The sequence below is a fragment of the Streptomyces sp. NPDC048197 genome (assembly GCF_043202395.1).
In the GTDB taxonomy this organism is placed as follows: Bacteria; Actinomycetota; Actinomycetes; order Streptomycetales; family Streptomycetaceae; genus Streptomyces; species Streptomyces siderophoricus.
On the sequence record NZ_JBIDAJ010000022.1, the window covers coordinates 109,633 to 131,756 of the forward strand.

Here is a 22,124-nt window from a genome sequence, read left to right on the forward strand (position 1 = left end):
CACCACGAACTTGGCCGCCCGAAGCCCCGCGCCGGCTCGACCGCTGATTGGGATACGCGACTCGATCACTGTGCAGGGCAACGTCGACCAGGTCGTCTGCGGGACGGTCGCCGACCTGGGCATTCTCCAGAAGCTGAGACGGCCTTCGTCTGATCATGCGCTCCGACCAAGGTGCACCGATCAAGATGAAGCCCGTGATGTGGGAAGCCCACGGATATAACCTCAGCGGTTGCAAAGCCCCCTGCCCCAGCCTCCGCGGTGACGTCCTCACGCGAACATCAGCGCCCTGCCGCGAAAGGCCAGCGGCTGTCCGGGTGATCCTCGGCGGCCCCGGTCCCCTGGTGGATCTCGGTAAGGGCCTGCCGCAGGCCAGGAGATCGTTGACGGTGACGTCGATCTCCGCGATGCGGGCATCTCCTGCCAGCCGCGGTGGTCAGCTGCTGCGGCGCGGTGCAAGGTGGAGGCGTGGGCTCCCAGCTGCAGCCTGCTGGTCTGCGGCAGCCCCGGTGGTCGAGCCGTGCGCTGCTGGTGATTCCCGTCGCGCTCATCGCGGTGATCACGGTGGCGGACATTCGCTCTCCCGCGGACATTCATCTGGGGCCTACGCTGGTCATCGCGCCCGCGATCGCCGCGGCGTTCGCGGGCCCCTTGGTGACCGGGGTCATCGGCGTGCTCGCCGTGGCGGCCCAGGTGATCATCGCGGTGTTCCACGGCGGCCTGGCCACGACGAACCACATAGTGCAGATCGCCACTCTCGCGCTACTGACGGTTCTGGTCGTGTTCCTGTCTGCCGTGCGCGAGCGGCGTAGCGCCCAGCTGGCTCAGGTGCGGTCGGTGGCCGAGGCGGCGCAGCATGTCCTGCTGTGGCCGCTGCCGGAGAAGATCGGACCGCTGAAGATCGCCTGCCTGTACCTGGCGGCCGAGGACGAGGCGCAGATCGGCGGTGACCTGTACGCCGCCACCCGATGCGACGGCGCGGTACGCGTGATGATCGGGGACGTACGGGGCAAGGGCCTGTCCGCCATCGGCGAGGCTGCCCTCCTGCTCGGGGCCTTCCGTGAAGCCGCTTATCGGCACCGTTCCCTGCCGGAGCTGGCCGCCGCCCTGCGCGCAGAGCGTGGCCCGCTACCTGGCCGACTTCGAGCAGGCGGAGGAGCCCGGGGAGAGCTTCGCCACCGCGCTGCTGCTGGAGATCCCCGATCGGGACCAGATCACCCAGATGACCAGCTGCGGGCACCCTCCCCCGCTGCTGCTCAGCCGCGGCAGCGCCGTCACCACCCCGAGCCTGCACCCTGCACCGCCGCTGGGGCTCGGCGGCCTGGGGCAATCGGACTACACGGTGGATGTGTTCTCCTTCGAGCCCGGCGACACCCTCCTGCTCTACACCGACGGTGTGATCGAGGCACGCGACGGCGACGGCGGCTTCTACCCGTTCGAGAGGCGGGCCGCGCAGTGGACCGAAGCCAGCCCCGCCTCGCTGCTGCACCACATCCGGATGCCGACCACATCGCCGCCATCGACAACACCACCCGCAAGCTGATGGAAGACGGCCAGCGCCCGCTGTCGGTCGGCTTCTGGTTCTCCCTGGGGCACTCCAGCATCGTCTTCGGCCTGGCCTTCCTGCTCTCCCTCGGCATCAAGACCCTCGCCGGACCGGTGCAGAACGACAATTCCGAGCTGCACGACGTCACCGGCCTGATCGGCACCACCGTCTCCGGCACGTTCCTCTACATCATCGCGATCATCAACATCGTCATCCTGGCCGGCATCTGGAAGGTCTTCCGACAGATGCGCGCCGGCCACTTCGACGAAGCCGCCCTGGAGGAGCAGCTCAACAAGCGCGGCTTCATGAACCGCCTCCTGGGCCGCGTCATGAAGTCGATCTCCAAGCCGTGGCAGATGTACCCGCTCGGCCTGCTCTTCGGCCTCGGCTTCGACACCGCCACCGAGATCGCCCTCCTCGTCCTCGCCGGCTCCGGCGCCGCCTCCGGGCTCCCCTGGTACGCCATCCTCTGCCTGCCCGTCCTGTTCGCGGCCGGAATGTCGCTGCTGGACACCATCGACGGCTCGTTCATGAACTTCGCCTACGGCTGGGCCTTCTCCAAGCCGGTGCGCAAGGTCTACTACAACCTCACCATCACCGGTCTCTCCGTCGCCGTCGCCCTGATCATCGGCACCGTCGAACTCCTCGGCCTCCTCGCCGAGAAACTCGACCTGCACGGCTTCTTCTGGGACTGGATCGCCGGCCTGGACCCTCAACATCATCGGCTTCGCCATCGTCGGCATCTTCTTCGCCACCTGGGTCATCGCCCTCGCCGTCTGGAAGTTCGGCCGCATCGAGGAGAAGTGGTCGGCGGACATCCGGCCCGCCGGCCAAAGCGCCGACTGACATCCCGCAGACCCGCTCGCGTGTGCGTACTGCTGGCGAATGGGGCCGCGAGCAAACGTGCCAGCGCAACGCAGCAAGCGTCTCCTCTCGCCTCGCGCGGCTCACCGCGAGACCCGATCTCCGGGACCAGCGGATATGCCTGTCCACTCGGAAAGAGACCCTGCGCGGACCTCCGCCACAGCGGGTTCAGCAGCGGCTGCCACCGCAGACTGAGGCTGGCGGGTGAGCGCTGCGATTGGCTCGCAGGATGGGCGACAGACGCCACCCCGTGGCCCGGCCGCCGGGTGCCGCTCCCTGGCGCCCCTGTGTGCCCGGTCCGGCGCAGGGTGGTGACGTTCACCTGCCGCTGTCGGTGCCCCAGGTCACTGACAGCCGTTAGGTCACGGGGAACACTCCTCGCTCGCCATTCGTCTACAGTCCATGAATCGTCTACATGCTTGTAGTCACTTCTAGGAAGGCCCGAGGCCGATGACCACACCGTTGCACCTCGCCTCGCAGCTGGCCGTCAACGTACTGGACGCACGGTCGTTGCTGGCCGCGTTCGGTGTCCTGGGCGTGGGTGTGGTGATGTTCGCCGAGACGGGGCTGCTGGTCGGCTTCTTCCTTCCCGGGGACTCGCTGCTGTTCACGGCGGGCCTGCTGTGTACAGGTACGGCCGACCAGGCCGTTCACCTCTCGCTGGGGCCATTGCTGGTCGCGGCGGCCTTCGGCGCGCTGGCCGGTGCGCAGTGCGGGTATGTGCTCGGACGGAAGGCGGGCGGGGCGCTGCTCGCCCGCAGCCGCTCCACGCGACTGCAGGAGGGGGCACAGCGGGCCGAGGAACTGCTGGAGCGGTACGGACACGCGAAGGCCGTCATCTTGGCCCGCTTCGTGCCGGTGGTGCGCACGGTGCTCAATCCGATGGCGGGCGCGCTCGGCGTGCCGATGCGGACGTTCACGGTGTGGCAGGTGATCGGCGGGCTGGTGTGGAGCCTCGGCCTCACTCTCGCCGGCTATGCGCTGGGTTCCTCGATCCCGAATGTCGACCGCTACCTGCTACCGATGGTCGCGTTGATCGTCGTCGTCTCGCTGATCCCCCTGTTCTCCGAGGTCCTCCGCTCCCGCCGGGCTGCCAGGGCACGCGAGGAGCGCGGATGATCCTGGCTTTCGACGGGTCCTCGATCGACGGATCCGGCTACCGGGACGTGGTGCGTCTGGCGCAGCACTCGCCCGGCGGTCTGGACGCCCTGGTGTCGTTCTGGTCAACGTACGGACTCGCGCTCTTCGCTGTCCTCGCGACCCTCGGCTGGTGGCGCGCCCGACAGGCGGGGCCACAGCCGCGGTCACGGCGCTGGCCGTACCGGCGATTGTCGTGGTGGCGTACGGTGTCGATGCTGTGGCGAAGATGGTGGTGCGCGAGGACCGGCCGTGCCAGAGTCTGCATGTGAAAGTGCTGGAGGCGTGTCCGGCACCCGGCGACTGGTCCTTCCCCAGCAACCATGCGGCGATCGCGGCTGCCGCCGCGATGGCGCTGCTGTTCGTCTCACGGCGGCTGGGTACGGTCGGGGCCGTTGCCGCCCTGGTGATGGCGGCCTCCCGCGTCTGGGTCGGCGCGCACTATCCGCACGACGTCGCCGCCGGGATCACCGTCGGCGCGCTGATCGCGCTGTTGTCGATGACCCTGGTGCGGAGACAGTCGGAAACCCTCGCACGGTGGATCACCTCCGGGCGGCTGCGTCCACTCCTCATTCCCTGATGAACCGACCGCTCGTCGTTGGCACGACCCGATGACCGGCTGTGGAGCCGCTGGAGACCATGCGACAGAAGATCCTTATCGTCGAGGACGATCACGCACTGCGGGACGTACTGCGCCGCGGCCTGTACGACGAGGGCTTCGACTCCGCCCTCGCCGCCGATGGCGCCACCGCCCTGCGTCTGGCAGCCACCGCGGACATCGCGGCGGCCGTTCTGGACGTCGGGCTGCCCGACTCCGACGGGCGCGACGTGTGCCAGGCGATGCGTGCCAACGGCTTCCTCGCCCCCGTGATCTTCCTGACCGCCCGGCACCAGCTCACCGATCGGCTGTCCGGCTTCTCCGCCGGCGGTGACGACTACCTGCCCAAGCCCTTCCACCTGGCCGAGCTGGCCGCGCGCCTGAGAGTCGCTCTCAGACGGGCCGCTCCGGCCGCGGCCACGGCCGGTGACCTGGTCCTGGACGCGGTCGGCCACAGCGTCACCGTGCACGGTGCCCGTGTCGCCCTGACCCCGACGGAGTTCCGGCTGCTCGCCACGCTCGTCGCCGCGGGCGGATCCACTGTGCCCCGTCGCGAGCTGGTCAGGGCCGGCTGGCCGGAAGGCGCGTACGTGAGCGACAACACCCTGGACCAGTACCTGACGCGGCTGCGCCGCAAGCTGCGCGGGGCCGGCAGCACACTGACGATCGGCACGGCACGCGGGATCGGACACCACCTGTCATGAACCTTCACCGTGTCCTGCGCCGCCTGGCGCCCCGCACCCTGCGCGGCCGGCTCTCGCTCGTGGCGCTGACCACCGCCGCCCTGCTGATGACCGTCCTGACCGTGGCGTTCAACGCCGTGATGGACCGCCATCTGCAACATCAGGCGAACGACGAACTACGCAACCGCGCCGCCGCCGTGGCCACGACCGTCGACACCAGCGGCCCCCGTGTGCGCGTCCTGGAGACCGCCAACGACGGTCTCCTCGACGCGCACGTCTGGATCTACACCGGCACACGACTGCTCGAAAAGCCTCCGTCGACGACGGCTGGCAGCCCGCTCACCCAGACCGCCGACCGGCTGGCCGCACATCGCGCCCCGGCGTGCACGACCGTCAACGCCCATGGGCAGCAGCCCGTCCGCCTGTGCTCCCGGCCACTGACCGGCCACCATGCCGACGCAACGGTCGTCACCGCCCTGGACCTCGGCCCCTACCGCAGTTCGGCCAACACCCTGCTGCTGGGATCACTGATCCTGGACGCGGTCATGCTCGCGTGCACCTACCTGCTCACGCGTCTCGCTGTCGGCGGGGCCCTGCGCCCGGTCCGGACGATGACCGACCAGGCCACCCAGTGGAGTGCCGTGGGCTCCGCCGAGCGCTTCGGCACGAACGAACACCCGGCCGAACTGGCCCGCCTGGGCGCGTCACTGGACGCGCTCCTGGACCGGATCCGCACCGTGCTGCGCCACGAACGGCAACTGACCGGCGAGCTGTCCCACGAACTGCGCACTCCGCTCACCCGGATCGTCATGGAACTCGATTGGTGGCGACGGGCCCGCCCCCGCTCGGAAGCCGAGACCCGTGCCACCCATGAGGTGATCGCCGAGGCCGCGCAGTCGATGCGCACGATCTGCGACACGCTTCTGGACGAGGCCCGCGAGAACGCGCAGAATCCGTCGTCCACAGCCCCAGGAACAACGGACATCGTCCCTGTCCTCGACCACCTGGTCCAAGGTCTCGACACACGGGACCGCGTGAAGGCGACGATCGAGAGCGAAACCGCGGTGCTGGAGGCGGGGGTCGCGCCCCCTCTCCTCGAACGCATCGTCAGTCCCCTGCTGACCAACGCCGTCCGCTACGCCCGCTCCGGCGTGACCGTGTCGGCGCGAGGTATCCCGGGCGCCGTACTGATCGACGTCGTCGACGACGGCCCCGGGGTGCCGGAGGCGTTCGCCGGGGATCTCTTCCAGCCCGGCCGGCGCGCAGATCGCGACGACGGTCACGACGGCGCGGGGCTCGGGCTGCCGCTCGCGCGACGTCTCGCCCGAGCCGTCGGCGGCGAGGTGTCCTACGACCCGACGCACACCCCCGGAGCCCGGTTCATGGTCAGCCTGCCCGCCGGGTGACCGGTATGCCCGGAACAGCAGCCAGGTTGGCGCAGGTCAGGACACCCGCCCGAAGAGGCGGATGCCCTGTGAGATGAACCGGCCATCAGGTGCCGCCGGGACCGTTAACCCTGAAGAGCAGTTCTGAACGGTTCCTGAGGCCACTGTTCCTGCCACTCAGGCCGTACGCACCGTTGCTTGCTCCGGTTCGGTGACGTCCCTGCGGCTGACGGAGAGGTAGACGACCAGCCCGAGGATGACCGCCAGGAACAGGCCGCTGGTCACCACAGTGCCCAGGCCGAGACCGCCGTCGCCCGTGGGCTGGGAGAGGTAGTCGCCGATGGAGGCACCGAGGGGGCGGGTCAAGATGTAGGCGATCCAGAAGCTCCACACCGCGTCCAGGCCCAGCGCGAAGTGTGCGATGGCCACCGCGGCAATAGCCGCGGCGAACAGGACGGCGGAAAGCCAGTACCCGAGGTCCATGCGCTCGGAGACCAGGTCGCCGGCGGCGGTGCCCAGGGCGAAGGTGAACAGGACCGCAAGCCAGTAGAAGGACTCGCGGCTGGTGGTGTCGATGTGGTGGATGGAGAGCGTCCGCTCGCGCCGATACCAGACGACGAACACGATCGCGAGGATGATCGCGAAGACCGTGGTGCTGGTCTCCAGCGGCACGCCCATGTTGTCGGTGAGGTTGTCGCTGATCAGTGTGCCGACGACGCTGATCAGGGCCACGGCGAGCCAGTACACGCCCGCCCGGTAGGAGCGGGTGCGGAACTGGACCACCAGGACGACCGCCAGCAGGGCACTCATCAGTACCGACACACCGGTCAGCCCCAGGCCGGCCTTCTCGTTCAGCAGGTCGGCCCCGGTCTCACCGACCGTCGTGCACAGCACCTTGATGATCCAGAAGTAGAGGGTGACTTCGGGCACCTTGTTCCAGCGCAGCCGGTGTCGGGAAGGGGCTGCCTGACCAGCCTCCGAAACCACAGGACTCTCAGACGTTTCATAGGTCATGCTGCCCGACCGTGGCACGGGGCACCTGAACGCATCCTGACTGCCGCCGTGGATCACTCGCTCCGCCCGGCCCGTACAAGCAGCATGGCGGCATGCACACGCACGCACTGTGTCTCCGTATAGCGGCCTTCCTTCCCGCCCCTGCCCCCGTGACGGAAGAAGAAGGCCACCTTGCACGCTCCGACCACCGACCCCTCACCCACTACTGGCCGCGCGACGGCCTGGCTGCGGCGCCGACTCGGCCGGGCAGTGGTCCTGTCCTACGCCGGCGCCCTCTTCCTGCCAGGCCCCGGCCTGTGGCTGCGCCACACCCACACCCTGCCGCTTGGGCCGCTGCTCTACCTGTCGCTGTGCACCGCCCCTTGCCTGCTGTCGCTGGTGCTGTTCTCGGCCGGACTCCAGGTCCCCGTCAATGAGCTGGGCCGCGTGCTGCGGCGCCCGAGTGCGCTGCTCGCGGGGCTCGCGCTGCATCTGGCGATCCCGCTGCTGGTCATCCCCCTCGTGGCGTTCCTGCTGCACAAGTCACCCGACACCGACGGCGGCAGTGGCCTGGTCACCGCGATGATCCTCATCGTTGCCATGCCCGTCGCGGCCGGGGCCACCGTGTGGACCGGCAAGGGGGACGGCGGTGATCAGCCCACGATGGTGGGCCTGGTGCTCGCCTCCACGCTCCTCAGCCCGCTCACCGCGCCTCTGGTGATCCGGCTCCTGTCCCCGCTGCTCAGCGGCGGCTACGCCGACTCGCTCGCCGCGAGCATCCACACCGCGGGCGGCGGTGTCACCCTCGTCGGCGTGGTGCTGCCCTGTGCCGCGGGCATCCTGCTCCGGCTCGCCCTGCCCCCGTCATGGCTGAGCCAGGTGCTGGGCGTCGTCATGCCCGTGACCCTGGTCGGTTCGCTCGTCCTGACGTACGTCAACGCCAGCGGCGCCCTCGGCACGTTCGTCGCCCAGCCCCGCCCCCTGCTGTTCGCTGCCGCGCTGGTCGTGGCGGCACTGGTCTGCCTGCTCTCGTTCGTACTCGGCCGGTGCGCGGCCCGGCTGCTGCGGCTGGACCCGCCCGCCGCCTCGTCGCTCACGCTCGCCTGCGGCATGAACAACAGCAGCGCGAGCGCCGTTCTGATCACCGCTACGCTCCCGGACAAGCCGCACCTGCTGCTTCCGGTCCTCGCCTGCGGTCTGCTGCAGAAGACAGCCGCCAATCGGGTCGTACGGGCAGGGCTGCGGCGCCCGGCGTGGGCATCGCCGGGCTGACACGCGTCGCCGCGTTCCACCCCCGCGGACCGGGGCGAGCAGAGTGAAAACGGCCGGAGTGCAACCCGTCAGGAGAGTCGGACACCGAAGTAGATCGCCACGTCGCGGGAGCGGCGCGACGATACTCGTTCCCACCCCGCTGCAAGAGTGCCCGCGATCGAACAGCCGCGCTGCCGAGCCGCATGCCCCACCCGTCGGTGATATCGACGGCGAGGGCGTCATCGAGGTCGCGCACGACCAGGCGGACGGTCCGCGTCCATGGACTCGGGCGTTGTCCGGCAGGATGTCGAGGATCTCCGTGACGGGTCCGCCAGGGACGGGGACGCCCTCCGGCGCGTCCCGGGCGAGGCACTCGAAGCCTCGGCCGGCCTGAAGTCCCGGTCCAATGCCCTTCTGGGAGCCATCTGGGAGCCGACCCGCTCCCGGAAACCCGTCGACACCACCTGAGACCAACCGCCACCACGCCTCTGACCTGGGCAAACGCCATCCGCGCAGGCAAGATCAGTCCCCGAACCTCATTCGGGACGAAGAGGTCGTGGGTTCAAGGGTGACCCGTCGCCGTCGGCTGCTCTGCCCCCCCTGGCCGCCAACCAATACCTGAATCCCCTTCTCCCGTTCGTCAGCGTTCCTCAGCGATGGGTTCATCCACTGCATAAGGATGGACGTATCGGTCCTCACCGAACGGCCTGAACCAACTCGCTAGCCCCATGGGCGCGACGCCGAGGTACTCGCCCACCGGACTCTCGTCGATGCCGTCCTTCGAGTCGTCGTACAACCACTCGTGGTCCATGTCCTCGTAGACCATCGCGGCAAAGCACTCCAGAGCCGACGAGACCCCCTCATCGAGAAGACCGAACGTTTCAAGGGTCACCTCGGCCCGGTCCAGAAGGAGCCGCAGTACCAGCTCCTCCGCTACACAGCCCAGTTGCTGGAAGCTGCGCTCGGTGAAGCGTGTGGTCAGGGCAACGGCCGTCACCAGGAAACGCCGGGCAAAACGGGAGTCGTACCGCAGGGCATAGCGCGGCGGGAGTTCATCGAGCAGCCACATCGGCCGGTCACACTCAGCAACGTTGGTCTCCTCCGCAGCCAGCGCATACGCGTCCTGGAACAGCTCGTCCAAGAGGACATCCGTCGCCCACACCAACGCCCCGGCTGCCACCTCTGCGTCATCGACCGACACCCGGGAGCCGTGGTCAGCGAGGTCTTCGTCCTTGTCCTCCTCATCGGGAGCACCGAAAACCTCCGGCCCGAAGGCCCGCAGCCGGCCGGCCATGGAACGCATCCTGCGTTGCGCCGACTCGGTATCGACGGCGTCGCTCGTCGCGCCAACGGCGGTATTACCAGCAGCCGACTCGATCAGTCGGGCACGCCGCGAGGCGAGATCGTCCGGCGGGGCATCCGGTCCGTCGGCCGCCTCCAGACTCTCCTTCGCGAGGTCGGGGTGCAGCTCAACCTCGCAACGTACGACCGCCCAGTCAGCGAGCAGCTCCGAGCGCTCAAGCAGCTCCTCCACCAGCGCACGAACCGCCTCCTCCGCGAACTCCAGCGCCGGCGCGTCCACGAACACCTTCAGTAATGCGCCGCCGGGATGGACGCCCACCCACGTGTCGGCAATGTCCACTTCCACGCCGTCCGGACCGTCGATCGACTCGACCGAGTCGAAGCCCTTCTCCAGAAGCGCCCCGGCACCGACCCGCTGCAGCTCGTCCATCTCCGGAGCGCCGCCCACGATCTGCGTATCCACTGTCACTGCGTACGTCACGCCGCCCAGCCTTGCAGGACAAGCCACCACTTGCGGCAGCAATGCCGACTCCGAACCGCCCTTGCGCACACCCGTCGAGCAAAGCCCTCGGGTACAGGGCAAGCCCCTTCAGGGGCACATTCACCCGTCGTGCCACTCCCGTGCCAGACAGAGCGGTAAACGACGGTCAACAGGGGCCCAGGGGGTACGCCTGGAACCGTACTCCCGATGCGGCGTCTCCGCAGGTCATTCATGCATTGGGCGCCGGAAAGCCCCCTGATTCCCAAGCTCAGAGCGCGGGTTCGATTCCCGTCACCCGCTCCATAGTTGAGGCCCAGGTCGGAGACCTGGGCCTTGTTTGTTGGCCGGACCGGTTCAGGGGCTCCGCACCAGATCCGCAGCTTCCGTGCGCTCCTGTTCCGGAGCGCACGGAAGGGGGGCGGAGCCGTCCCGGTGACCGGCCGGAGGTCAGGGTTCGATGACCGGTGCGCTGGCGCTGGACGGGGACAGGATGGCCGTCGGGGTGACCGCGCCGGCGAAGCTGACCTCGTAGCCGCCGTGCAGGAGGATCAGCGACAGGGTGAGCGTCTCGTTCACCCGGGCGACGCCCTGGGCGTCGGTGTTGGCGATGCCCAGGACGTTGCTGCCGGCCTTGAAGAGGATCGGCTGGTTGGGCACCGGAAGGCCGGTGACCTGGTCGGTCAGCGTGGCCGTCAGGAACGGGAAGTACACGTGCGGCGGGAACAGCTTCGACAGCGCCGGGGTCGCGGTCAGCGAGGTGGCGTGGACGGGGAGCACGTAGGTGAAGCCGCCCACCAGAGTGGCGCTGCCACCAGGAGTGGTGACGGTGACGTCCGCGGGACCTGCCGCCCCGGGCGGAGTGATCGCGGTGAGCTGCGTACCGGTGGCGTTGACCATCACGCCGGTGGCCGGGTTGCCGCCGATGGTGACGGTCGCCCCGGTCAGGTTGGTGCCGGTGATCGTCACCGGCGTGCCGCCCGCGATGGGCCCCTGGTTGGGGGTGATGCTGCTGATCGTCGGGTCGAACTGGATGACGCTGACACTGGCCCCGGCGATGTTGGTGACGTAGACCTTGTTGTTGGGCGCGACCACCAGGGCGATCGGCTGGCTGCCGACGGGGATCGGGGCGCCGATGACGGTGTTGGTGACGCTGTCGATCACCGACACGTCGTTCGACCCACGGTTGGCCGTGTAGACGTGGCCGTCGGGGCCGACCGTGACGCCCCACGGGTTGGTGCCGACGGGGATCGGGGCGCCGACGACGGTGTCCGAGATGGTGTTGATCACCGTCACGTTGTTCGAGTTGATGTTGGCGACGTAGGCGTTGCCGTTGGGCGCGATCGCCACGAAGTTCGGCCCGGAGCCGACGGGAATCGTGGTGAGGACGGTGCTGGTGGCGGTGTCGATCACCGTCACGTTGTTGGCGTTCCGGTTGGCGACATAGGCCTTGCCGTTGGGGGCGACCGCGATGCCGACCGGCCCGCTGCCGGTGGGGATCGCGGCGCCGACAGCGGTGTTGGTGGCGGTGTCGATCTCCTGCACGCTGTTCGCCGTGAAGCGGCTGACGTAGACGTTGCCGTTGGGGATGACCGCTGCCGCGGCGGGGCCGCCGCTGAGGGCGATGGTGGTGACGACGGTGCTGGTGGCGGTGTCGATCACCGTCACGTTGTTGGAGACGTTGTTGGGGACGTAGGCGCTGCCGTTGGGGGCGACGGTCAGCCAGACCGGCGTGGTGCCGGTCGGGATCGCGGCGCCGATGACGGTGTCCGTGGCGGTGTCGATGGTCTGCACGTTGTTCGACCCGGAGTTGGTGACGTAGAGGTCACCGTTGGGGATGAACGCCAGCCCGACCGGGTTGGTGCCGACGGGGATGGACGTGACCGCCAGGAAGGTGCGCACCGGCGCCGCTGTCCGGTTCACCTCCGCCTGGCCGAGGAGGGGCGCCGTGCTCAGCAGTTCCTGCCCCGGCGACTGAACGAGGGTATTCATGTGGACCCCTTTGGTGAGGGGCCGCCCGGGGTCTGGCCATCCCTGCATGGGGAAGAGCACAGGTCCGGTGATCCCTGTCCGGGGCACCACACAGCACAGCCGCGGCCACAGGCCACACGACCACCACAACACGGCGGGCTGCGCACCCCCGAGGAGGGATGGGCAGCCCGTTTGGTTCGGTATGAGCCTTCTCCCCATCTCGCGCGACTGCGAAACTTCCCCGCCCACGGCGCCCGTTCGCCGCGGGTGCCATCCGCCGCAGCGCACCTTCGATGTCGAGTCGCCCTCAGGCCCCGCCGGATCCGGCGGGGCCTTCCCATATGTTCAGCAGCACGGACACGGACCGGCTGCCGGTACGGACCAGCTGCCGGCGCTACGCCGCTTCTTCCACCACACCAGGGCTGCACCGGTGAAGACGAGGGCGGCGGCCAGAGCGGACAGGAGCCCGACGGGGGCGCTGGATCCGGTGTCGGCGAGGTCGCCATCCGGGTCCTTCGGTCCCTGGGTGGGCTTGCCGCCCCCCGGCGTGCTGGTCGACGGATCGGGGGCGCCACGGCCAGTGTGAACAAGCCGCCGTCATAGGCGACTTACCGCGCGGTCACACTCGACGCCTACGCTGACATCATGTCCCCGGGCGAGTACCCGCACAGTTGCAGCGAAGCCCAGACCATATGGCTGGATGAGCTCGCCATCGAGATCGGCAAACTCGTCGCACGCGACGGCCTGCCGGTGCCCGAGGACTTCGTCTGCGACTACGGCCCGGAAAGCCTGCCCGTCCTGGAAGCCGCCGCCCTCGCCTATCAGGGCCGGCCGGGCGGCGCATCCAGGATCGATCTCTACATCCGTGGACTGGGCGCCTATCTTGGTGAAGCGATCCTGTTCACGGCCGGCGGGTACTGGGACCGCTCCGAGCATGAGGGAGATGATCCCGCCGTGATCGTCGACCCCGTGCACAAGGCCGGGCCGGTCCATGTGTGCGACATCGTCCGCCGCGCCCTGGACGAAGGAACGGGCGAGGTGTTCGCCGAGGAGCACGGGTGGATGCAGATCGCCGCGGATGCGCAGAGGGAGAAGGATCCCGCCTGGCGGCCGGTGAAGGCGGAGGACGGCGTGGAGCGGCCTGAGACCGGGTGAATGCGGGTTCTTCGCGGCCGGCCCCAAGACCTTCATGCTGCTGGGCCCGTTCCACCCGTCACCCGCTCCGCAGTTGAGGTCCAGGTCGGTGATCTGGGCCTTGTCCGTCGTCCGGGCCCCTCGACGTCGTTCGTTGCCTGGACCCCATCCGGCGCCGGGGCTCCCGGCTTGCCCTGACGCGCGAAAGCGCCCCCGACAGAGGGGACTTGGCGCCCGGCTCACCCCAAGCGTGGTCGCCGTCGCGGCAAGGCCGGTCGCTCACCCTTCCGTGCGGGCTCGCCCTGCAACCCAAACTTGTCACCCATGGTTGCGTTTCTCCAGGGGGGTGCGCCTACATTGTCAACCATGGTTGCTGATATCCCCGAAGGGGACTCGGACCTCGCGCTGGGTCCACAGTTGGTGCGTTCCTGGCTCGGCTACCGGCGTCGCGTCGAGGAACGACTGATCGCCATCGGCTTCACCGGCACGCGCCTGCCCAACGGCGTGATCCTGCGGCTGTGCGCCAAGGACGACGAGATGACCGTCTCCCGGATCGGCCGCAAGCTGGAGATCAGCCGCCAGGCCGCGAGCAAGCAGATCACCGAGCTGTGCGAGCAGGGTTACCTCACGCTGGAGAAGTCGCCCGGTGACGGCCGGGAGAAGTTCGTCCGCCCGACCCCCGAGGCGCTTGCCTTCCTCCGGGCCTTCGGCCAGGCCCGCCGCGAGGTCGACGAGGCGATCCGCGCACGACTCGGCGGTGAGGCCCTCGACGCACTGTCGGCCCTGTTCACCCTGCTCGCCGACCCGGACGAGGCACGCCTCGACGTCTGGCGCGAGGCCCGCGCCCGGGCCACCCTCCTCGGCCTGGGGGACCAGTAGTAACCGGGGCCGCCGACCCGGCCGCCCCGCCCTCACGCCGCGACGCCCCGGACGCCGTTCGCTCCCGCGCGTCGTGCCCCCGCCGCCAGGCTCCCCCTCCGACTGCACCACCCGCCCCGGGCCCCGCTGTGGGCCTCGGACGCGGCGATGGAGCCGGCGGCAGACCGCTCCGGCAGAGCACACCCTGACGAAAGGCTGAACTGATGGAGCAAACCCTCAAAATCGGGTTGTACGCGGTCCCGGCGTTCCTGTTGCTGATGACCATCGAGTTCATCGGCTACAAGCTGGACAAGGACCCGAAGACCCAGCGCGCCGGCATCTCAGCCCGGGACACCGCAACCAGCCTGTCCATCTACGCGCTCGGGCGCCTCACCAAGTCGCTCGACAAGTTCATCGAACTGCCGATCGTGGTCACCGCCGCGGCGTTCGCCCCGCACACCCTGTCCTCGTCGGCATGGTGGGTGTGGGCAGTGGCCATCTTCCTGGCCGACCTCGCCTACTACGCCAAGCACCGGATGGGCCACCGCATCCGGCTCTTCTGGGCCTCGCACAGCGTTCACCACTCCAGCGAGCACTTCAACCTTTCCACCGCGGTCCGCCTGCCCTGGCTGATCCCCGGATCGTTCCTGACCAGCGTGGTGTACGTCCCGCTGGCGCTGCTCGGCATACCCGCCTGGATGATCTTCGTGTCCCAGTCCATCGTGCTGCTGTACCAGTACCCGATCCACACCGAGCGCATCGACCGCCTCCCGCGCCCGGTCGAGTACCTCTTCAACACGCCCTCGCACCACCGTGTCCATCACGGCGCCAACAACCCCTACCTGGACAAGAACTACGGTGGCATCCTGATCATCTGGGACCGGATCTTCGGCAGTTACGCCGAGGAGACCGAACGCGTCCGCTACGGGCTGACGAAGAACATCAACACCTTCAACCCGATCAAGGCCAACTACTACGAGTTCACCGGCCTGCTCCGCGACATCCGTCACGCCCGTACCTGGCGCGGTCGCATCGGCTACCTGTTCCGGCCTCCGGGCTGGCGCGAGCCCGGAGCCGTCGGTCGGCCTGCCGGGGTACCGGAAGCCGTCGAGCAGCCGGCCAAGGTCCCGGTGTCCGTCTGACGGTCGGCCGAGGCCGGTTGAGCCGGTCGGCCCGGACCTGTCGCACCGCCCGTACCGGCGGCGCGACAGGTCCCGCGGCTTGTGCCGGCATGTACCGGAACCCGGTCGACGAGCGAGTCACCCGCGCGAGGCAGCCGGTGTGCGTGCGTAGTAGCGGAAGAGCAATTCCCCCGGGCCACCGTCATACTGCCGCCCGCAATGGAAGTTGGCATAGGTGGTCGGCACGTGTTTCCAGTTCTTCACGATCGTCTTCGGGTGGTCGAACGCGAACCCGACCACACCGATGTGGTGGGTGGACAAGTAGTCCAGCAGCCGCCGGGCATTTGCTGGGACGTTTGGATTGCATTGCCACCCCGAGCTGGCGTTCCATTCGGTGACCATCACCGGTTTCGAGGCGCTGAGGTCTCCGAAATCCCTGTTCCATTCGGCGGTGAGTGGACCGGTGAGCAGCGGATAGTGCACGGCGTGGACGAGCTGCGGATCGCGGGGATTGGCAGGGTCGTTGACGTGCGGGGCGTTCGCCAAGGTCGTCTTGACGCCCAGCCCGGAGACGATGAGGACGTTTCCGACGTGCTGGGAACGGATGTGGTCGACGAGCTGCTGCATCCCCACCGCAGTGCACCGGCCGTGCCTGGCGGTCGCTGCAGGCCCGCCCGAGAGCCACGTCTGCCACGCGGCACTGTTGACCGTCTTTGCGACGGGTTCGTTGTACAGCTGAAGCATGACCCCGTGGTCGTCGGTGAATGCGGGGGCGAGCCGTGACCAGGCGCGCTCGGCTCCCGCATCCGGCAAAAGGCAGCGGTCGTTCTTTCCTGCGTGCCGCTCGGCCTGCAGTGACACGATGACGGTGAATCCGAGGCCGCGTGCCAGATGGACGGCCTTCTCCACTTCTTTGAGGTAGCCGGGCGCGTATATCGAGTCCTGCGGGTCGAGGGCGAACTGGCTGACCTGAAAACGCACGGTATCGGCGTGCCTGGCCCGCGCGGCGCGCAATTCTGCCGCGCCGAAGCGCCGGCCGGCCTTGGCGTAGTCGCCCTTCAATCGTGCCTGTGGCGCCACCAGGCCGACGATCTGCACCCCGCGCGGCATGAACGGCCGTCCGTCCCGCTGTAGTTGGGCACCCTGCACGCTGACCGCGCCCTCCCCCGTCCCCGCGCCGGAACCAGCGCTCGAAGAAGGGGTGGGTTTCGCACCGGACGGGCCGGAGGGGCGAGCCCCGCACCCGGCCACCGACATCGTCATGGCCAGGACCCCCGCCACCGCTGCAACACCCCGGCGGCGCCAACCGCGCTTGCCCCCGGCAGGTCGGCCACCTTCGGTTGTGCCGCTCCTGTCATCCACTGGGCACTCCCCACAGATCCATCCACACATCCACCGCACCGACGCCTTCGGACGGTAGGAGTGGATCTTGTGAGATCCATGTGAGCCCGGCGAACTCCCACGACCGGCGCCCCACCTACCTCGCACCGCACTATCTTGTAGTGCATGACTCTTGCTGTGTAAGGTACTGGCCATGGAAGAGACGTCCACCCCCCGCGCCCAGTGGCTGCGAGGGGTGCTGGATATGTGCCTGCTGGCTCTGATGGCGGAGGGGCCGGTCTACGGCTACGAGATGACCGTCCGGCTCGCCAAGGTGGGGCTGGAGGTCGCCGACGGCTCGATCTACCCGGCGCTGGCGCGCTTGCGTAAACGCGAGCTGGTCACGGTCGAACGCCGCAGCGGGGGCGGGGGCCCCGCCCGTACCTACTACATGCCCAGCGAAGCGGGCATACGGATGCTCCGGTCGTGGGGCCGCGACTGGCGCGAATTCGCCACGAGCATCGACAGCATCATCGGCGCACCTGCGCGGGAGGAATCATGACCCTGACGGTCGAGGACGCGATACACAAGGCCACGGAGACGTGGCGCCGCCTCGGCGTCGCACAGGGCGCGGCCGATGAGATGGCCGAGGAGCTGGCCGCGGACCTGACTGCCGCCTCCGCAGACGGCCGGTCGGTCGCCGACTACATCGGCGGCGACATCGAGGCGCTGGCCACCTCGTGGGCCGACGAACGCGGTCTGCTGCCCGAGCGCCGGCACCTGAAGGAGACCGCCGTCGCGGCGGCCCAGGGTGCCGCTCTGCCCGCCCTTGCCGCCCTCGCCTTCTGGTACGTGTCCTGGTCCCACCTCCTCGACCCCAGCGGCGAATCCCTGACCACCACGCTCGACGGGCATGTGCACCGGGAGGTGCGCGAGTTCGCCAACCCCGGCGTCCCGTTGATGTGGGTGGGTCTGCCCGTCTGCGTGGTCGTCGCCTTCTTCTTGATCCGGCGCGCCGTGCGCGGGACGCTCCAGTACCACCACGCCGCCGCGAGCGAAGCGACCGTGCAGGCCCTGACCAGGGCTCTTCCCGTCATCCTCGTGGCAGCGGCCGGGCTGGCCGTCGCGATCGGCTACTTCGGGGACCACGTGATCGGGACCTATCAGCTCCTCTTCACCGCCCCCATGGCGCTGGCCGGAATGATCGGCGCCGCCGCAGGCGGGGCTGCCTGGGTCCGGAATCGCATCTGTTAGGGCCGCGCGGGTTCGTTCCTCGTAGCCCGCTTCCATGGCGAAGGCGAAGGCCAAGGCCCCGGTCGGTGGACGGCCGGGGCCTTGTTGGGTGTTCGGGGGCCTTGGGTGTCGGCGGGGGCGGGGGTCAGCGCTTGATGAGTTTGCCGACGGCGTTGGCCTCCCAGGTCTGGGCGGTCAGGGTCTGCCAGGACAGGTTGATGAATCCGTGGTCGGCCCAGCCGGAGCCCCAGGAGTTCTCCACCCGTACTCCCTTGCTGTTGTAGCCGATGACGGCCATCGCATGGCCGCCTGCCACGGGGTCACCGGCCGTCGGGGCGTAGGTGTAGGAGGCGGCTGCTCGGGGGGTGACGGTGAAGAAGCTGTTGTGTACCGGCATCGCGACGGTGACCGGCAGGCCCTTGGCGAGTGCCGCCTTCACCTCGTTCTTCAGCCGGCTTCCGGTGTGCAGGGGGGTGTACCCGGACAGCTTCCACTTCGCCGCGTTGCTCGTCTCGCCGGCCGTGGGCTGGGTGGTGCAGTCGAAGTCCCCTTGCCAGTAGTGGGACTTGGCGTCGACGCCCTGCTTCATCGCGATCCTGAAGTGATCGGCCAAGGAGGTCCCCCGCTGCTGGCCCTTGACGACCTGTGCGTAGGTGAACATGGGCGCCTGGGGGCCGCCGGAGATCTTCTGCTCGCGCTCCAGGACGCCGTAGGCCGTGTAGTCGACGGCCCATGCGGCGCAGGATCCGACCTGGCCCTGGTTGCCGGGGGCTGGCGCGTACTTGCTCAGGTCGACGCTTGCGGGGAGGACGGTTCGGGTCGCCGAAGGCTTCGCTCCGACCGTGGCGCCGGGTGCGAGCGCCGCCAGCCTGGGGCCCAGGGTCTTGCCGAGCGCGTCCGTCCGGCCGTTCTCCCGGGACGGCACCGCGCCGGTGGCGAAGCGTTTCGGCTTTCCGGTCGCCGTACCGGGTATCTGCGACGCCCCGGCGGTTGCCGCACGGTGGTCGGTGGTCTTCCGGGGGGCGGCCGACCCGGTGGCCGCCGAGGACACCCCGACGGTGACGGCGCCGACCACACCTGCTGACGCCAGTGCGATCAGCGCACGCGACCTGCCGCTCATCGCCTTCCAGCGGTGCGAACCGTGGCGGTGCGAACCGTGACTCATGGGTGTCCTCATTTCTTGCGCGGGGCAGTGCAGGGCAGGGCAGTGCAGTGCAGTGCTCTGCCGTGCCAGGAGAGCGAGTGTCAGGGACCTGACAGTTGGAGGGGATCCCTCGGGGTGGGGTGGATAACAGGAAAGTCGCGCGGAGGGGTAGCTCCCGTTGCGGAAGCGGGAGTTGGGTCAGTCGGAGAAGTCCTGGGTGAGCCAGACGTTGCCGTTGGCGTCCCGGTGGATGCCTATGCCGACGTGGCGGAACGTCGTGCTGAGGATGTTCTGGCGGTGGCCGTCGTTGGGCGGCTTCTCGTTCAGCATGGACTGGGTCAGGCCGACGGCGGCGGAGGCGATCTGCTGGGGGTCCGGCCCCGCTGTGGCCCGCCCGATGTTTTCTCCGGCCGCTCCCCAGTGCACGCCCTGGGCCGTCTCCCGGTCCCCCAGCGGCGCTTCACCGGGGCACTGGTGGGACAGGCCGCAGCCGTCGTCCATCACGCCGTTGTGGGCCTGTGCGCTGCGGGTGAGCCCCGGGGTGAGGGTGTAGGGCGGCAGGCCGTGGTCGGCCCGCGCCTTGTTGATCACGGCGAGGACCTGCTGGGCGGGGTCAACCGCCCGGCTCTGCCGGGGAGTCGGGGTCGGCGATGGGGTCAGCGGTGGACGGGCGGGCCGTTCGTCCCGGCTGGCCGCGGGGGCCGACCTGCGGCTCGGCGTAGCCGTGGGGCGCGAGGGAGTCGTGCTGGTGGAACGGCGGACCGAGGGCTCCGGGGTGGGCGAGCTCGCCGATGCCGTCGCGGGCAGTTGCCGGGGCGCGGCTGCCGCACTCGTGGTGTCGTGGCCGCCGCCGGAGGGGACGAGAACGAGGGACAAGGCGGCCGCGGCGGCGGTGGCGGTCACGGCGGCGCCTCCGGCGACCGCACTCGCGCCGCGGGGACGGGCCTGCAGGATCCGGCGGACGCCCCTGCCGCCCGCCTTGGGCGCGCGGTGCGCTCCCCGCCGTACCGCCGCCCGGACCACCTGCTCGCCGCCGTTGCCGGGGAGGTCCTGCCGGGCGGCGACGGGGGCGAGGTTGACGGCGGACGCGCCGTGCGTGCCGGACAGCAGCCAGATCAAACCGGCCGCCGGCGGCACCAGGCCCAGACCGACGAGCAGCCCTTCCGCCGGGACCAGGCCGATCCAGTACCCCGAACAGGCCGCGCAGCCCCGCGCGTGCCGGGCTATTCGCTTACGCCACAGTGCGGAGGGGACGCCGTCCCAGTGGGCCACCATCGCCAGCAGTTCCCCGCAGCGCGGCTCCGCCGACAGCGCACGCACCACGACCCTGGCCGTCTCCAGCTGGGTCTTCATCCGCTGCACCCGTACCGCGGTGTGCTGCGGGGTCAGCTCCAGGGCGACCGCGACCTCTTCCCGGGTGAGCTCGCCCGCGGCCTCCAGCCACCACAGCGACAGCAGTGCGCGGTCGTTCTCGTCCAGCCACCGGGTCGCCTCGGCGACCTCCCGGCGCTGACCGGCCAGGCCCAGGCGGAGAATGGTCAGATCGACGAAGTCGGTGGCCGGATCGGCGAGGTCGGCGACGTCGTCCACCCTGGTGTCGGCCGGTGCCGCCTGCCTGCGGTTCCAGTGCCGGCGTATCTCGTTCATCGTCACGGCCACCAGCCAGGACCGGAACCGGTCGGGATCGCGGAGCCCGTCGAGCCCCTGCAACATGCGGAGCATGACCTCCTGCACCACATCGTCGACATCGGCATGGCCGCGAAGGGCGCGGCCCACGATGTTGTAGACCAGCGGCAGGAAGCCGGTCACGAGCTCGTCCTGCGCCTGCTGATCCCCAGCACGCGCGGCCACCACAGTCGCTGCTCCAGGATGTGGGTTCACGTTCCGGCTTCCTTCCTCGCTGTGCAATCGGTCGTGCGATCGGATGCGATCGGTCGTGCCATCGGTCATGCGATCGGTCGTGCCATGCCTGGGGATCCTCCCGCCCTGGCCGGATAACAGAAAACCTCGGTCTCTTCGGCGGGGACAGGCGCGGGCGCGGAGGTGGGCGCCGGGGCAGGTCCGGCGGCGGGTGCGGAGGCGGGTGCGGTACGGGCCGGGGCCGGTCTCTCGGCCTCCGTCGTCCACAGCTGTGGAAAGGGAAAAGCGGCCCGGAAGCCGGGGCCGACCGCTTCGCCGTCCGCACGGCAGCGCTTGTTAGTGGGGCGTTACCGGTGCGCTAGTGATCGCCGCGAGAGTCGTACGCGTCCAAGGGCGTTGGGGGACGGGCGGCACGGCCTGCGTGCGCGGAACCCCGGTATCCGACTCCCCCTCTCCCTTCGGGTGTCCCACTTCGCTGGGGGCCACTTACCAGAACTTCGAACCAATGCGATGGGATCGTCATGCGTGAATTCAGCCGCCGCCGGATATTCGGGCTCGGCGCAGGAGCGGCGGCCGCGCTGTCGGTTGCCGGGTGCTCCTCCGCCGGTTCGTCGGGCTCGGACAAGGTCGGGACCATGCACGGAAACAAGGTGCAGGGCCGGCCGATCGGGGACGGGTCGACGGCGTTCACGGGTAAGCAGCCTCATCAGCCGTCCAGGCCGGAGCGGTTGGCGCCGGGGCAGAAGCCGCCGCAGTTCGTGGTGTTCTCCTGGGACGGTGCGGGGGAGGTGGGAAATGGCCTTTTCCCGCGGTTCCGCAAGCTGGCCCGGGATCACAATGCGTCGATGACGTTCTTCCTTTCCGGGCTGTATCTGCTGCCGGAGTCGAAGAAGCGGATGTACCGGCCGCCGAACAACCCCGTGGGTGCCTCCGCCATCGGCTACCTCAAGGATGACCACATCAGGGAGACGCTGAAGAATGTGCGGGCGGCGTGGCTGGAGGGCCATGAGATAGGCACGCACTTCAACGGCCATTTCTGCGGCGACGGCAGGGGTTCGGTGAAGCACTGGACGCCTGCCCAGTGGGACGACGAGATCGAGCAGGCGGTGTCGTTCGTCACCAAGTGGCGGACGAACACCGGTTTCACCGACCTTGAACCGCTGCCGTTCGACTACGGCAAGGAGCTGGTCGGCGCCCGTACGCCGTGTCTGCTGGGCCAGGACAATCTGCTGCCCACGGCGCGCAAGCG

The 22,124-nt window shown here is 69.3% G+C and carries 17 protein-coding genes and 4 pseudogenes; 14 read left to right on the forward strand and 7 right to left on the reverse strand.

Going from position 1 to position 22,124, the window contains the following annotated elements:
* Window positions 1-590: 590 nt before the first annotated feature.
* Window positions 591-752 carry a hypothetical protein gene (locus tag ACGF4C_RS26395; RefSeq protein ID WP_393569305.1) on the reverse strand — a complete coding sequence of 54 codons (162 nt, stop codon included), beginning with the start codon at window positions 750-752 and terminating at the stop codon, window positions 591-593.
* A gap of 235 nt (window positions 753-987) precedes the next feature.
* Between ACGF4C_RS26395 and ACGF4C_RS26400 the strand changes: the two are divergent.
* The 7 genes and pseudogenes from ACGF4C_RS26400 to ACGF4C_RS26430 all read left to right on the forward strand — a co-directional run.
* Window positions 988-1,047: pseudogene (locus tag ACGF4C_RS26400) on the forward strand (hypothetical protein); the annotation flags it as partial.
* Window positions 1,048-1,117: 70 nt separating this feature from the next.
* The gene (locus tag ACGF4C_RS26405; protein WP_393569304.1) at window positions 1,118-1,540 is read left to right on the forward strand and encodes a PP2C family protein-serine/threonine phosphatase; all 423 of its coding nucleotides are present in this window, start codon (window positions 1,118-1,120) and stop codon (window positions 1,538-1,540) included.
* Window positions 1,495-2,389: pseudogene (locus tag ACGF4C_RS26410) on the forward strand (HoxN/HupN/NixA family nickel/cobalt transporter); the annotation flags it as partial. The gene ACGF4C_RS26405 and the pseudogene ACGF4C_RS26410, both read left to right, overlap by 46 nt.
* A 468-nt stretch (window positions 2,390-2,857) precedes the next feature.
* Window positions 2,858-3,526, forward strand: a complete 669-nt coding sequence (locus ACGF4C_RS26415) for a DedA family protein (protein ID WP_393569286.1) — start codon at window positions 2,858-2,860, stop codon at window positions 3,524-3,526.
* Window positions 3,523-4,124, forward strand: a pseudogene (locus tag ACGF4C_RS26420) (phosphatase PAP2 family protein). Before ACGF4C_RS26415 ends, ACGF4C_RS26420 begins: the two are co-directional and overlap by 4 nt.
* Before the next feature lie 59 nt (window positions 4,125-4,183).
* Complete coding sequence (locus ACGF4C_RS26425; protein ID WP_393569287.1) at window positions 4,184-4,846, forward strand: response regulator transcription factor; 663 nt, start codon at window positions 4,184-4,186, stop codon at window positions 4,844-4,846.
* Window positions 4,843-6,231 carry a sensor histidine kinase gene (locus ACGF4C_RS26430; RefSeq protein WP_393569288.1) on the forward strand — a complete coding sequence of 463 codons (1,389 nt, stop codon included), beginning with the start codon at window positions 4,843-4,845 and terminating at the stop codon, window positions 6,229-6,231. The genes ACGF4C_RS26425 and ACGF4C_RS26430 overlap by 4 nt, the downstream gene beginning before the upstream one ends.
* A 156-nt stretch (window positions 6,232-6,387) precedes the next feature.
* Here ACGF4C_RS26430 and ACGF4C_RS26435 read toward each other — a convergent pair whose 3' ends face one another.
* Window positions 6,388-7,224, reverse strand: a complete 837-nt coding sequence (locus ACGF4C_RS26435; protein WP_393569289.1) for a hypothetical protein — start codon at window positions 7,222-7,224, stop codon at window positions 6,388-6,390.
* 171 nt (window positions 7,225-7,395) lie between these two features.
* On the opposite strand from ACGF4C_RS26435, the gene ACGF4C_RS26440 reads away from it, so the two are divergent.
* Window positions 7,396-8,475: a bile acid:sodium symporter gene (locus ACGF4C_RS26440; protein ID WP_393569290.1), complete on the forward strand. Its 1,080-nt coding sequence runs from the start codon at window positions 7,396-7,398 to the stop codon at window positions 8,473-8,475.
* A gap of 619 nt (window positions 8,476-9,094) precedes the next feature.
* On the opposite strand, the gene ACGF4C_RS26445 is transcribed toward ACGF4C_RS26440, so the two are convergent.
* Together ACGF4C_RS26445 and ACGF4C_RS26450 are read right to left on the reverse strand one after the other, a co-directional pair.
* A complete protein-coding gene (locus ACGF4C_RS26445) occupies window positions 9,095-10,219 on the reverse strand; it encodes a hypothetical protein (RefSeq protein ID WP_393569291.1) in 1,125 nt (374 codons plus the stop codon).
* Between the two features lie 465 nt (window positions 10,220-10,684).
* Window positions 10,685-12,226 (reverse strand): IPT/TIG domain-containing protein, encoded by a 1,542-nt coding sequence (locus tag ACGF4C_RS26450; protein WP_393569292.1) that lies wholly within the window; start codon window positions 12,224-12,226, stop codon window positions 10,685-10,687.
* A gap of 624 nt (window positions 12,227-12,850) precedes the next feature.
* Between ACGF4C_RS26450 and ACGF4C_RS26455 the strand changes: the two genes are divergently transcribed.
* The 3 genes from ACGF4C_RS26455 to ACGF4C_RS26465 all read left to right on the forward strand — a co-directional run bounded on the left by ACGF4C_RS26455 (window position 12,851) and on the right by ACGF4C_RS26465 (window position 15,339).
* Window positions 12,851-13,360 carry a hypothetical protein gene (locus tag ACGF4C_RS26455; RefSeq protein WP_393569293.1) on the forward strand — a complete coding sequence of 170 codons (510 nt, stop codon included), beginning with the start codon at window positions 12,851-12,853 and terminating at the stop codon, window positions 13,358-13,360.
* Window positions 13,361-13,705: 345 nt separating this feature from the next.
* Window positions 13,706-14,218, forward strand: coding sequence for a MarR family winged helix-turn-helix transcriptional regulator (locus tag ACGF4C_RS26460; RefSeq protein WP_393569294.1), 513 nt, complete (start codon window positions 13,706-13,708; stop codon window positions 14,216-14,218).
* Between the two features lie 203 nt (window positions 14,219-14,421).
* Window positions 14,422-15,339 carry a sterol desaturase family protein gene (locus tag ACGF4C_RS26465; RefSeq protein WP_393569295.1) on the forward strand — a complete coding sequence of 306 codons (918 nt, stop codon included), beginning with the start codon at window positions 14,422-14,424 and terminating at the stop codon, window positions 15,337-15,339.
* Window positions 15,340-15,456: 117 nt separating this feature from the next.
* Here the strand turns inward: ACGF4C_RS26465 and ACGF4C_RS26470 are convergent, their stop codons facing one another.
* Window positions 15,457-16,416 carry a cellulase family glycosylhydrolase gene (locus ACGF4C_RS26470; protein WP_393569296.1) on the reverse strand — a complete coding sequence of 320 codons (960 nt, stop codon included), beginning with the start codon at window positions 16,414-16,416 and terminating at the stop codon, window positions 15,457-15,459.
* Between the two features lie 436 nt (window positions 16,417-16,852).
* Between ACGF4C_RS26470 and ACGF4C_RS26475 the strand changes: the two genes are divergently transcribed.
* Both ACGF4C_RS26475 and ACGF4C_RS26480 read left to right on the forward strand, forming a co-directional pair.
* On the forward strand, window positions 16,853-17,200 hold the full coding sequence (locus ACGF4C_RS26475) for a PadR family transcriptional regulator (protein WP_393569297.1): 348 nt from the start codon (window positions 16,853-16,855) through the stop codon (window positions 17,198-17,200).
* Window positions 17,197-17,892, forward strand: coding sequence for a hypothetical protein (locus ACGF4C_RS26480; RefSeq protein ID WP_393569298.1), 696 nt, complete (start codon window positions 17,197-17,199; stop codon window positions 17,890-17,892). The genes ACGF4C_RS26475 and ACGF4C_RS26480 overlap by 4 nt, the downstream gene beginning before the upstream one ends.
* A gap of 124 nt (window positions 17,893-18,016) precedes the next feature.
* On the opposite strand, the gene ACGF4C_RS26485 is transcribed toward ACGF4C_RS26480, so the two are convergent.
* Together ACGF4C_RS26485 and ACGF4C_RS26490 are read right to left on the reverse strand one after the other, a co-directional pair.
* Entirely contained in the window at window positions 18,017-19,036 is a 1,020-nt protein-coding gene (locus ACGF4C_RS26485) for a C1 family peptidase (protein WP_393569299.1), read from the reverse strand.
* 177 nt (window positions 19,037-19,213) lie between these two features.
* Window positions 19,214-20,896 carry a sigma-70 family RNA polymerase sigma factor gene (locus ACGF4C_RS26490; protein ID WP_393569300.1) on the reverse strand — a complete coding sequence of 561 codons (1,683 nt, stop codon included), beginning with the start codon at window positions 20,894-20,896 and terminating at the stop codon, window positions 19,214-19,216.
* Window positions 20,897-21,396: 500 nt separating this feature from the next.
* Between ACGF4C_RS26490 and ACGF4C_RS26495 the strand changes: the two are divergent.
* Window positions 21,397-22,124 (forward strand): annotated as a pseudogene (locus ACGF4C_RS26495) (hypothetical protein); the annotation flags it as partial.